The organism is Chryseobacterium indologenes, assembly GCF_018362995.1.
Taxonomy (GTDB): Bacteria; Bacteroidota; Bacteroidia; order Flavobacteriales; family Weeksellaceae; genus Chryseobacterium; species Chryseobacterium indologenes_G.
This window is the reverse complement of record NZ_CP074372.1, coordinates 126101-138470: the sequence shown is the minus strand read 5'-3', so window position 1 is coordinate 138470 and position 12370 is coordinate 126101. Positions and strand designations below refer to the sequence as shown.

Below are 12370 nucleotides of genomic sequence, written 5' to 3'. Positions count from 1 at the left end.
TTACAATTACTAAAAAATATTTCAAATGTCAAAAGAAAAAGACGGAAAAAAGAAGTCGGATAAAACGCCACCCGCAAAATCCGCAAAAGAGAAACGGGAAGATAAGATGAATAAACGAAGAGACAGGGAAAACGAAGCCCAAAATACCAGCAACTAAATGGTATCCCTGAAAAAAGACGGAATTATACTCAGAAAAACGACATTAGACTTTGAGAGTGAAGGTGTTTTAAACCCCGCAGTTATTAAGGATAACGGAAAAATACATTTATTATACAGGGCAGTTGCCAAGAATAATTTCTCCAGTATCGGATACTGTATACTATCAGATTATAAGACTATAGAAACCCGGTTGAGCAATCCGGTTATTATCCCCGAGTTTGAATACGAAAAACATGGTGTTGAAGATCCAAGAATCGTAAAAATCGATCATTTATTTTATCTTACCTATACCAGTTATGACGGGGTTAATGCATTGGGAGCTCTTGCCATATCTGAGGATCTTATATCATGGAAAAAGCTGGGCCTTATTGTTCCCAAAATTCCATACAAAAAATTTAGACTTTTATCAGAATCCCAAGGTGAAATAGCAGAAAAGTACAAGCGTTTCAATAAACTCCCGCCTACTCATAAAAATGATAAAGATGTCTTCCTGTGGGATAAAAATGTGATATTTTTCCCAAGAAGAATTAACGGTAAGCTTTATTTTCTTCATCGCATAAGACCTGATATTCAAATTGCAAGTATAGAAAACATTGAAGATCTGAATCCTGATTTCTGGAAAGATTATTTCCTTCACTTTAAAGATCATATTGTATTATCTCCCCAATATGAGCATGAAGTAAGCTATATTGGCGGAGGATGTCCCCCTATAGAAACCGAGCATGGATGGCTTTTGATATACCATGGCGTACATGATACCATTGAAGGGTATGTTTACAGCGCATGCGCTGCTTTACTGGATCTTAACACCCCTGAAAAAGAAATTTCAAGACTTCCTTATCCTCTTTTCAAGCCTGAAGAAGAATGGGAACAGAAGGGAGAAGTGAACAATGTCTGCTTCCCAACCGGAGCTATAGCAGAAGGAGATACACTCCATATTTACTACGGAGCAGCAGATAAAAGAATTGCTGTTGCTTCTTTAAATATCCAGGAATTACTGAAAGAATTACTACGGTACACATAACTGACTATTCACTACAGAATATCAGACTTTAAAACAGATATCAACATGAATAAAAATATAAAATCAGACGTGGAGGAAAAGGCAAAAAGACGATCTGTACACAGTAATAAAAACACAATTTATCATAGACCTGAAATTATCTTTATAAGTACCTTTCCTCCTAAAGTGTGCGGTATTGCAACCTATTGTCAAGACCTTATAAACTCTCTTCAGCTAAAGTTCAAAGAATCATTTACCATCACCATCTGCCCAATGGAAACTGAAGATGAAAGCTATCGATACGAAGAAAATCCTCAATATCGACTCAATACATCCGATGCTATTTCTTATTTGGAGCTAGCTGATAAAATCAACAAAAATGACAATATTCAATTGGTTGTGCTCCAGCATGAATTTGGATTTTTCACTGAAGCTAAAAACGGATTGCTGCTTTTTCTTCAAAATTTAGAGAAAGACGTCATCATTACTTTTCACACAGTTCTCCCGAAACCGGATTTGGAATTAAAAGAAAAGGTAAAAGAAATCAGCAGTTTTGTAAAATCTATTATCGTAATGACCGGTATTTCTGCGGATATCCTTTCTTATGATTATGATATTCCGGCTGAAAAAATTAAAGTAATACCCCATGGCACTCATTTGCTGCCATTTATCGATAAGATTTCACTAAAAGCGAAATACGGATTTAATGATAAAAAAGTTCTTTCAACATTTGGTTTATTGGGTTCTGGGAAAAATATTGAAACCACTTTAGAAGCTTTGCCTGAAATTATTACAAAAAACCCCGATGTAATGTTTCTGATTATTGGAAAAACGCATCCCGGCATCATTAAATATGAAGGTGAGAAATATCGTGATTTTTTGCAGGATACTATTAAAAGGCTCCATCTGGAAAAACATACTTACTTTATCAACCAGTACCTGCCTTTAGATGAGTTGTTGGATTATCTTCAGCTTACCAATATTTATCTTTTCACTTCAAAAGACAGAAATCAGGCAGTAAGTGGTACTTTTTCCTACGCCATCAGTTGTGGCTGCCCTGTGGTTTCCACTCCTATTCCCCATGCTTTGGAAGTACTGAATGAAGACCTGGGAATCATTATTGATTTTGAAGATCCGAAACAGCTTGCTGTTGCCGTGAATACATTACTAAAAAATGAAACTGCACAGGAAAAATTACGGTCAAATAGTTTGGAAAAAATGGCTCCCACAGCCTGGGAGAATTCCTCTATTTCACATGCCCTATTATTTCAACAATATAGCAAAGACAACATGACATTACATTATGCATTTCCCATCATCAATCTCAGCCATATAAAAAATATGACAACAGATTTTGGAATGATCCAGTTTTCTAAAATCAATAAACCTGATATCAATTCCGGATATACTTTGGATGATAATGCCCGCGCTATGATTGTAGCCTGCAGACATTATGAGCTGAGCAAAGATGAATCTGACCTAGACTTAATCTCCACTTATCTAAAATTTATTAAGTTTTGTCAACAACCGGATGGTAGTTTTCTTAACTATGTGAATCAAAACAAGGAATTTGCTCAGCAGAATTATGAAACCAATCTTGAAGATTCCAATGGAAGGGCTGTCTGGGCACTGGGATATCTACTTTCAACAAAAACAATCTTACCTCAACAGTTTTATGATGAAGCAGAATCAGTAATTGAAAAAAGTCTTCCATTGATTGAGAAAATCCATTCTACCCGAGCAATGGGCTTTATCATCAAAGGCTTACATTATCAAAATTCAGAAATCAATATTCCATTATTGAAAAAGCTGGCCAATCGTCTGGTGAAAATGTACCAGCATGAAAAGCACAAAGACTGGCATTGGTTTGAAAGCTATCTGACCTATGGAAACAGTTTACTTCCAGAGGCTTTATTATGCGCATGGATTACTACCAAAGACGAAATGTACAAGCAAATTGCCAATGAATCATTCAGTTTTCTGCTTTCTAAAATATTTATTAAGGGGGAAATCAAAGTAATTTCCAATAAAGGATGGTTGCAGAAAGAAACGGTTAAAAGTCCTGAATCAATTGGCGGGGAACAGCCCATAGATGTTGCTTACACCATACTGACATTATCTACATTCTATCAAGTTTTTAAGGATGAAAAATACTTGCAGATGATGAGGAGTGCTTTTAATTGGTTTTTAGGAAAAAATCATTTACATCAGATCATTTATAACCCTGCAACGGGTGGTTGTTATGACGGCCTTGAAGAAAAAAATGTTAATCTTAATCAGGGAGCAGAATCAACCGTCAGCTATCTCATGGCAAGGCTCTGTTTTCCAAAATAAGTAGTTTACTTTTTCAACCAGCAACCAACCCTATGATCAAAACTCTGATATCAGTCATTTATCTGCAACTCTGTAATAAGACCTCGCATTAAAAAGTCATGCTTAAAAAAATTACCCTAAGGAGAGTTAAAAATAAATTTATTAATTCTACTCCATATACGACAATAATAAAAAGAATCACATGACTTGCAGCATATTAATGTAATTTATTTACATATACATTTACTGTTCATAATAGTTGTACATTCTCATTAGTACAATTAACTCTCCCCTAAAAAGGAGGGTTTTGTTATATACTCTCCTCCTAGGCATTAGAAAGGTTAAAGTGAAAATTCTAATTTTCATCATCATAGTGCCGCTGACCACTCCTTTAAAGATGTTATCGTTTTAGTAAGACTAACAAATATTATAGCTTTCAGAAACCATCAAAACGAAATAAGACAAAGCATCGATATTCCAAACAAATTTGAATTCTAACATTAAGCTATGATTGGAGGAATAATAAAGTATAGTAATGTTATGTTTTCTGAATAGCGTAATTATATATTGTATCTTCACTAAGATATAAATACAATCTTGTCTTAAAAATTCCTAAAAATGTTTTTTTCAAGATATAAACACGCTCTATTGTATGTAGCTTTTGTAACTGATAATCAGTCAGAAAACATTCTATATCATCTATATTTCCTCCAATTAATTGATCTTCTGATATAATATTCTGACTTTTATCTTGGAAGTAATATTTTTTACTAGTCATATCAATAAATAATTTTTATTTGCAAAATATTTTTTTTGTTCAGAGTACTTCTTCAAACTTTTAAAGTATTGGCTTAACCCAAGTTGTGAACCAATTTCTATGTTATCTCATTAGTTTTTATTTGATATTTCAATATTTGGGCAATACCTTTATAATCATTAGCCTTCAAATGTTTTTGTGGATTCATTTGATGAGATATATTCTATATCAAACATCATATCATATAAACTACAGATGGCCGTTTCAGTATATATCAAGCTATAATGTATAACTTAAATAGGTTTATGGTACAATTGTAATAAAAAGATAAATTAAAAAAATAGCGATCAATACAATTCCCTGCATGATATTAGTTCTGCCTGTTGCCAGTGAAACAGTAATAATAAAAAGCGACAGTCCTAAAAGTATCGTTGATTTGATATCTATCCCCAATGTCATTCTTATACCGGTCATTACAGATATAATGGCAATCGCAGGAATACTTAGTCCGATACTCGCCAAAGCTGAACCAAAAGCCAGATTTAATGAGGTTTGGATCTGATCATTTTTTGCAGCTCTGAATGCAGCCAGACCTTCCGGAAGCAGAACAATACCAGCAATAATGATACCTACAAGAGATTTGGGGGCACCCACAGAAACAACTATATGTTCAACATCCTTTGAAAGAAGTTTTGCCAGCAAAACGACTATTCCCAGGGATAAAATTAACAATATACAATTGATATACAATTGTTTTCTGGAAATTATTTTATTATTGCTTTCTACAGGCAGGTTCTTGGATAATTTGTTTTGTGGAGAAATGAAAAAGCTTCGATGTCTAAAAGTTTGGATCATGGTAAATCCAAGATAAAGTCCTAAAGAAATCAAGGCAATAAAAAGCAGTTGGAAGGACGTGTATTCACCTCCGAGATGGCTTACCGTATAATTGGGCAGAATAAGCACAAAAATAATAACAGAGGTAAGCGTAATCAGTGCAGTACTTACCCCTTGTAGTGTAAAACTTTGTTCTCTATATCTTAAAGAACCTATTACAATACAGCCCCCAATGATTCCCGTAAGGATTATCATCACTGCTGCAAAAACCGTATCTCTGGCAAGAGTAATGGTTTCCAACCCTTTTGCTCCCATCATAATGGAAATAATAAGCCCTACTTCTATGACCGTAATGGCAAATGCCAGAAGTAAAGTACCGAATGGCTCTCCCAAACGATGAGCAATGACTTCGGAATGGTACACCGCAGCCAAAACACTTCCTATTAAAAATAAAGTAAGAATCACAGAGTAATACCCTGAAGAAAAAACAGAATTTCCAACATAAGAGAACCATGCCAGGATAGGAATCAAAAACGTCCACATCCCTAAATATTTTTTTATATACATAAAAACATCAATAATTTTTTTACCATTAAATTCTCTTTTGAGAGAATCAGTAGATTTATATTCTCCTTTTCAAAAACAGTTTTATAAATGATTTGAAGCGGAACAGAGAGGTATGCCGGAAGTATTAAATAATGAAAGAAAAGAAGTGAATACGCTGGTTCTTTAGAGTCCAGATTGTCAGCTCAATGCAATTATTCAGCAAGGTACGAATAATCATTCACTTATTTGAAATTATATATTAGTATATTAAGTTTGTAATGATCCCTAGACTTATAACTTCTATTACTATATCAGAGTAATCAAAGCTGTGCTTTTATGAAAAACCCGGATTTCAGATAGACAAAACAAGCTGCAATTTTGTAAAAGTGTGATATGTGCAACATAAAAGAAACAATCTATAATACAATAGATTATTAAACGTCCAACTTTGTAACGTAGCAATGAAGTTACACTAAAATCCACCTTATGGACACAAACCACAACAAAGGCAACAAATTTTTCAAAACTCCTGGAGACTGGATTGAACAGTCAAAACAATTGAAAGAAAAGTTTTCAACATTAACGGATAACGATCTGAAACTTGAAGAAGGTCAAGAAAAGGAAATGTTAGAAAGAATCGGAAACAGACTAAGAAAAAACCGTGAAGAAGTTCTCAATATTATTAAAGAAATTAATCTTTCATAAATTGTTTTCAAGAATAGTTAAAACCTTTGAAAAAGATATATTTATCAAAAGTTCTAACTAGAAAAAGGGATGGGATATTAGACAGTTCTATCCCTTTTATTTACAATACTTCCTACTCTTTTTATGTTTAAACCAACTGTGATGAATCATAAAGAACTTGAGAAATCAAAAGTATATATTACCAACCAGATTGTAGAATACATTCCGAATTCTGTTGGCAGCAAAACAATACTGGAAAAACTTACAGGCAACATCAGTGCTTTATCGTTTGATGACAAAGAAGGGGTATCCGAAAAAACTTCTCCTTTTGATGCTTTTGCACAAATTATTGAAGGTAAAGCAGAAATCATTATAGACGGAGCTTCTTATTTTATGGAAGAAGGTGAATGCATTATCATTCCCGCCCATAAATTTCATTCGATAAAAGGAAATAAACGCTTTAAGATGATAGTAACAATAATAAAAAGCGGCTATGAATAATATAAACACGATATCTATTTTAACAAAAAAGATATTTAAAAAAACAATGGAAATCCAAAAAGAATTTCCTGAACTGTATGAACTTCTAGATGAAACTCCACTATTTTTTTCTGAGAAAGAAAAAAATATCACGATAAAAGATTTGAGACAATATCTTATTTCTCTTATCATACAGCAAAAATCCTTTGAAAAAGGGATTATTAAGAAAAAAGACTTACAATAAAACTCTGATGAAAAAGCTAACTAAACACCCAAAAAAGAAATTAGGGCTCAGAAATAAAAAAAATGCCTCAAGAAGAATCTATTACTCACAGTTTGCTACTTTATTCTATATTAGGAATACTAATATCACCCTTGAAAGAGATGCAACGGAAATTCTTAGGATGTTAAAAGAATTACAGCAACTTACCAACAGATCAAGATTGATATTTAGTACGTATTGCAGCTTGAGTCAACATAATCTTTGGCAGTCCGTTTTAGAAGACCTGAGCGAGAGTATAAGGAATATTAGAATCCAGTTTGAATATATACTGGAAAATATTATTAAAAAAAATAAAATCAATTCACCCATATTCTGGCAGCAAAACAAATTCTACACAGATGAAATGGAAGTAATCCATAAAAAACTTATTCTATTGACTATTCAGATTTTACCGGAAGATGAAAGATTATCTTGGAAGGTAAATATTTATAATTTTTATGATGAAATTTTTTCTTTACTTACTCCCCTTATCGGGATGTGCAGGCTTGAATTAGACTTTATAGAAAAATATTCACCTAAAACCTTTAACCAGACTGCTATGGATATTATCCAAGATATTCCAAAAAATTACACATTACAGGAAGCAAAGGAATATGAACACGAATACATAAAAATATTAACTAACTACAGTCATGAATTATGTAGGAAAAATAATTTTTGGGACAACTTATTGTATATCCTTTCAGGCGGCTTGTATCCCTTACCATCAGAACGTACCTTATCCAAAAGATGGATCAACAGAAGATTAAAAGATAAGCATTCTTAATAAACTGCAACCTAAATTTTTCATCTTATTAAATATTTTTCCAATGAAAACAATACATCTCTTTCGGTTTAACGATTCTATTTTCCGTAAAATTCCTTTCTTCAAAGAAGAACATAGGTTGAAAACCGATGTAATCGAGCTCGATTTAATGAATATTGAAATAGTAACTGAATATATCGTGAAAACCCATGATGACTTTAGTTTTGACAACACATCAGGAAATGATCTTTTATCAATGTGCAAAAAAGCTCAAAAAACAATTGAACATTACTTTGTCATAAGACTTGATCATTTTGATTTTATATGAAAAGTTATTCTATTAAATGTCAAATGTTTTGTTCATTGTTTGATAACTTTAATTGTTAATAATTTACTTTTTGTTACCAGTTTTTGCAAGATGTACAATCATTAGACTGCCTATTAGTCGAGTTTCCCTGAGTTTTTCGTGCCCCATCTTGAAAATTATAAAATGGGTCACGGAATAGGTCATATAAATCGTGACCTATTTTGATTTTTTTTGATACTAGCGTTAAAACAAAAAACGCTGTAAACATTGATGTTTACAGCGTTTTAGCATATTTTAATTTCTCAACCAGCGGAGAGTGAGGGATTCGAACCCCCGGACCTGTTACAGTCAACAGTTTTCAAGACTGCCGCAATCGACCACTCTGCCAACTCTCCTTAAACCCCGGCTATACCGTTGTTTTCAGTGGTGCAAATATAGAACGATTTTTAATTTCTGCAAAACTTTTGACACACAAATTTTAACAAAAATTAATAATAGACTAGAAATCAAGGGAATTATTTTTCCCGAACATATCATCTATTCCCTGTCTACGATTGCAATGAAGCTGTTTTTTAAAAGATCAGATGGATATACGAACTGATCACCATCCTCTCCCTTTACAACAATAGCTCCCTGTTCATCATTCAGACATTTATCCAGCTGGGTTTTCATATCATTAAGCGATCCATTGGGAACTTCGATTATATAAGTTCCGGTAACGTGTGTAACCTTTATGATTTTTATTTCCATTTTGTTTTTGATTTGGGGCTAAATTTAGGGATTTTACTTTAAGTAGGAATATTTTCCAGAGATAGACAGATTTACCTGTACGAAAGAGCCCAATTGTTTTTTCACCGGATAACAATCAAAAAATCCTTTACCCCCTTATGAAAGTACCTCTAGCCACTTTCATAAGGGGTTACAGCCCGTTCACCAAGCCCCTATACCCCCTTACCCAAGGGGGTATAGCCCCTTCATCAAGTGGGTAGAACCCCTTCCGAAGTGGCTGCATACCTTATCAGTGGTAAGAATAAAGTATATTTGTAAAGATTCAAATCACTCTATAACAGAACTAAAAACTAATAACACTATTTTTAAAATGTTTACTCAATCTTTTATTAAAAGTACAGTTGTGATCACCTCACTAGCCTTCTCCTCTATGGTTTTTGCTCAAAAAACACCTATATCTGTTCTTCCTTCCGGCCATCTCGTAGTAGGTGCCGAAGTGGATGGTAAAAAAGGAAATTTTATCTTTGATACCGGAGGAGGAATCAATCTTTTTCTGGGAAATTTTTCCAAAAAGCTCGGTCCAAAAGAGACTTATAATTATCTGACGGCTTTTCGGGCAACTGGAGAAAAGATGCCCATTCCCCTGTTCAAATCAAAAGAGATTATTTTCAATGGTAAAAAGTTTAAAGATACCTGGTACTCCACTCATGATATGGAAATCAATGGAATTGACGGCTTGATTTCCCTTCCCATGCTTTATGACACAGAGTTTATCATTGATTATACTACCAATGAGCTAATCTTTCCTAAAGAAAAACTGAGCAGTAAGAAAGTGATGGATATCCAGCTGTCTACCAATGCAGACCAGTCTATGGATATTACTACTTATGTGCTCCTGAACAATAAATACAAGATCAATGTTCTCCTGGATTCCGGCTCTGGCAAAGATTCTTTTTGGCTAAGTGAACGTCTGATGCAAACAATGGATATCAAAAAGGAAACCCTGCAAGTGATGGAAAAGAAAAGTGAATTCAATCCTGATCTGACAACCAAGTTTTATATAGGTGATATTGGCTCTATTTCTACCCCTTTTGCTGCCGTTGAAAAGCCTAAAGTCGCTTTTGTGGAAGGTCTTATTTATGAAGGTAAAACGAGTATCAACTGGCTGGGTAAAAAACTGGGATTCAATCTTAAAGAGAAAAAGATTTATATTTTGGATTAGAAATACAGAAATGTTGTAAAACTGTCATTCTGACGAAAGAATCTTCTGGATGTATGAGATTCTTCTTTCGCCGGAAAACAATATGGAAGATGCACCGGAAAAACCACCCCGGCAAAAATTCTTTGAATTTTTGCCACCCCTCTAAAGGAGGGGAATGATTGCGTCTTCCGTTGGGGTATTAGTCAGAACTGCATCTTTATATTTAAAATCAGCTGGATTCCTACGGAATGACACAATGGGAATAATTGCTTACCCACAACGTTTGTCATTCCGCAGGAATCTAAACTTATTAAATTAGATCCACGCTTCGCTTTGTTCCGCTCATAATGACAAGCTTTACGTATTTATAGCACCAGATTCTCAATCACAGTCTTTTCCGCCTTTTACTCCCCTGCCGGTTCAAACAATTCTATCTTGTTTCCTTCCGGATCAAGGATATGTACAAACTTCCCATATTCATAGGTAGCTACCTCATCCAGGACGGTTACACCTTCTTTCTTTAGTTCCTCTACCAATACTTCAATATTCTCTACATGGTAATTGATCATGAATTCTTTTGATGAAGGTTCAAAATACTGGGTAGACTCTTTAAAAGGACTCCACAGGGTGTATCCTTTTTTATCAGAATCGGCCTCTTTCCAGTCGAATTTGGCTCCATATGGGCTGGTGGGTAATCCAAGATGGGTTTTATACCATTCGTTTACTTGTTCAGGGTCTTTACACTTAAAGAAGATGCCTCCGATGGCGGTTACTCTTTTCATTTTTTATTCGTTTTTTCAGTTTCTATAATGGAATGCAATTCGGGATCGTTTTGCAGTTTCACAAATATATTAATGTTTTCATTACATATTTAACGAATTTCTTATCGAATATTTTGTATGAAGAAATGTTGAATGTTGGCAAGCGCAAAGACGCAAGTGATCCGATAAAATTGATGATCGCGTATATTTTAAGCCTCCCGTTGAAAATCTTCTGAAACATTGCATAATCTTAAACCATTAAGATGAATTAAATAATTAAGAATATTAAGGTGAAACGCTGTGCTTTATAAAACATCTTTGATGCTTCCTTAACTTTCCTTCAAAGCTTCAATGTCCTTAATGGTTCAAAATAATTTGAAAAAACCTGCTCCTTTGTGTTTTCCAATAAAAAAAAGCGCACCCATCAGGCACGCTTTGTATTGTCTAAACTGAATACTACTAGTGTAATTCAGCTAAATATTTTTCAGCATCCATAGCAGACATACACCCGCTTCCAGCAGCTGTAATAGCCTGTCTGTAGATGTGATCCTGAACATCTCCAGCAGCAAATACTCCAGGAAGATTTGTTCTTGTAGAACCTTTTTCTGTTAAGATATATCCGTTTTCATCAAGATCTACCTGACCTGCGAAAATATCAGTATTCGGTTTGTGACCGATTGCAATAAAGATTCCTTCAACATCTACTGTAGATTTCTCCTGAGTCTGGTTGTTGATGATCACTGCTCTTTCTACCAGGCTGTTTTCACCTTCAATCCCGATTAATTCATGGTGGAATTTAACTTCGATATTCGGAGTATTTTCCACTCTGTGAACCATTGCTTTTGATGCTCTGAAAACGTCTTTTCTTACCAATAATGTCACTTTTTTACACAACTTAGCAAGATAAGTAGCTTCTTCAGCAGCTGTATCTCCCGCTCCTACTACCACAACATCTTTTCCTCTGTAGAAGAATCCGTCACACGTAGCACAAGCTGAAACTCCACCTCCTGCATATTTTTTTTCATCATCAAGACCTAAATACTTTGCAGTAGCACCTGTAGAGATAATTACTGTTTTTGCAAGGATCTCTTTATTTCCTGCATATAGTTTGTGAACACCACCAACTTCTTTAGAGAATTCAGCTTTAGTGATCATTTCATAATGAACTTTGGTATCAAATCTTTCTGCCTGTTTTTGCAGATCCATCATCATTTCAGGACCTGTAATCCCAGCTGGATACCCTGGAAAGTTATCCACTTCTGTGGTGGTAGTTAATTGTCCGCCTGGCTCCAAACCTGTATACAATTCAGGTTTAAGGTCTGCTCTTGCTGCATAGATAGCAGCGGTGAAACCAGAAGGCCCAGATCCAACGATCACACAATCTAAAATGTTTTGCTCCATAATTTACTTTGTTCGAAAAGATTTAATTTGAATTAAGACTGCTAATTTCGGAATTTTTAATTTCTCCTTAAAGTTATTTTAATGATACTTGTCAATATCTGATATGTTGAATTTCGATAGTAATTGTTGTGAGGTTCGGGATTCGGGTTTCCTGGTCCGGGTTTGAT

13 protein-coding genes and 1 tRNA gene are annotated in these 12370 nt (G+C 34.4%); 9 read left to right on the top strand and 5 right to left on the bottom strand.

The genetic code is table 11. The features are described 5' to 3' along the window. Nucleotides 1-25 precede the first annotated feature (25 nt). Genes DYR29_RS22900 through DYR29_RS00600 form a run of 3 tightly spaced genes read left to right on the top strand, consistent with a single transcriptional unit; the run spans nt 26 to nt 3496 of the window. Complete coding sequence (locus tag DYR29_RS22900; protein WP_260543939.1) at nt 26-157, top strand: hypothetical protein; 132 nt, start codon at nt 26-28, stop codon at nt 155-157. After that, nucleotides 158-1183 carry a pesticidal protein Cry7Aa gene (locus tag DYR29_RS00605; RefSeq protein WP_213278753.1) on the top strand — a complete coding sequence of 342 codons (1026 nt, stop codon included), beginning with the start codon at nt 158-160 and terminating at the stop codon, nt 1181-1183. A 45-nt stretch (nt 1184-1228) separates the two neighbouring features. Then, entirely contained in the window at nt 1229-3496 is a 2268-nt protein-coding gene (locus DYR29_RS00600; RefSeq protein WP_249413568.1) for a glycosyltransferase, read from the top strand. Nucleotides 3497-4535: 1039 nt separating this feature from the next. Here DYR29_RS00600 and DYR29_RS00595 read toward each other — a convergent pair. Then, nucleotides 4536-5633 (bottom strand): calcium:proton antiporter, encoded by a 1098-nt coding sequence (locus tag DYR29_RS00595; protein ID WP_213278752.1) that lies wholly within the window; start codon nt 5631-5633, stop codon nt 4536-4538. Between the two features lie 465 nt (nt 5634-6098). On the opposite strand from DYR29_RS00595, the gene DYR29_RS00590 reads away from it, so the two are divergent. The 5 genes from DYR29_RS00590 to DYR29_RS00570 all read left to right on the top strand — a co-directional run bounded on the left by DYR29_RS00590 (nt 6099) and on the right by DYR29_RS00570 (nt 8132). Beyond that, nucleotides 6099-6317 (top strand): hypothetical protein, encoded by a 219-nt coding sequence (locus DYR29_RS00590; RefSeq protein ID WP_103247406.1) that lies wholly within the window; start codon nt 6099-6101, stop codon nt 6315-6317. Nucleotides 6318-6458: 141 nt separating this feature from the next. Continuing rightward, nucleotides 6459-6797: a cupin domain-containing protein gene (locus tag DYR29_RS00585; protein ID WP_213278751.1), complete on the top strand. Its 339-nt coding sequence runs from the start codon at nt 6459-6461 to the stop codon at nt 6795-6797. Then, nucleotides 6790-7020 (top strand): hypothetical protein, encoded by a 231-nt coding sequence (locus DYR29_RS00580; protein ID WP_213278750.1) that lies wholly within the window; start codon nt 6790-6792, stop codon nt 7018-7020. Before DYR29_RS00585 ends, DYR29_RS00580 begins: the two co-directional genes overlap by 8 nt. A gap of 7 nt (nt 7021-7027) precedes the next feature. After that, on the top strand, nt 7028-7825 hold the full coding sequence (locus tag DYR29_RS00575; RefSeq protein ID WP_213278749.1) for a hypothetical protein: 798 nt from the start codon (nt 7028-7030) through the stop codon (nt 7823-7825). Between the two features lie 43 nt (nt 7826-7868). After that, complete coding sequence (locus DYR29_RS00570; protein ID WP_213278748.1) at nt 7869-8132, top strand: heme oxygenase; 264 nt, start codon at nt 7869-7871, stop codon at nt 8130-8132. 289 nt (nt 8133-8421) lie between these two features. Here the strand turns inward: DYR29_RS00570 and DYR29_RS00565 are convergent. Together DYR29_RS00565 and DYR29_RS00560 are read right to left on the bottom strand one after the other, a co-directional pair. Next, a tRNA-Ser gene (locus DYR29_RS00565) sits at nt 8422-8506 on the bottom strand. Between the two features lie 142 nt (nt 8507-8648). Further along, nucleotides 8649-8861, bottom strand: coding sequence for a glyceraldehyde-3-phosphate dehydrogenase (locus DYR29_RS00560; RefSeq protein WP_213278747.1), 213 nt, complete (start codon nt 8859-8861; stop codon nt 8649-8651). 382 nt (nt 8862-9243) lie between these two features. On the opposite strand from DYR29_RS00560, the gene DYR29_RS00555 reads away from it, so the two are divergent. After that, entirely contained in the window at nt 9244-10062 is an 819-nt protein-coding gene (locus tag DYR29_RS00555; RefSeq protein WP_213278746.1) for a hypothetical protein, read from the top strand. A 383-nt stretch (nt 10063-10445) separates the two neighbouring features. Here DYR29_RS00555 and DYR29_RS00550 read toward each other — a convergent pair whose 3' ends face one another. Both DYR29_RS00550 and trxB read right to left on the bottom strand, forming a co-directional pair. After that, a complete protein-coding gene (locus tag DYR29_RS00550; RefSeq protein ID WP_213278745.1) occupies nt 10446-10823 on the bottom strand; it encodes a VOC family protein in 378 nt (125 codons plus the stop codon). A gap of 438 nt (nt 10824-11261) precedes the next feature. Next, nucleotides 11262-12203 (bottom strand): thioredoxin-disulfide reductase, encoded by a 942-nt coding sequence (gene trxB / locus DYR29_RS00545; protein ID WP_213278744.1) that lies wholly within the window; start codon nt 12201-12203, stop codon nt 11262-11264. Nucleotides 12204-12370: the final 167 nt, after the last annotated feature.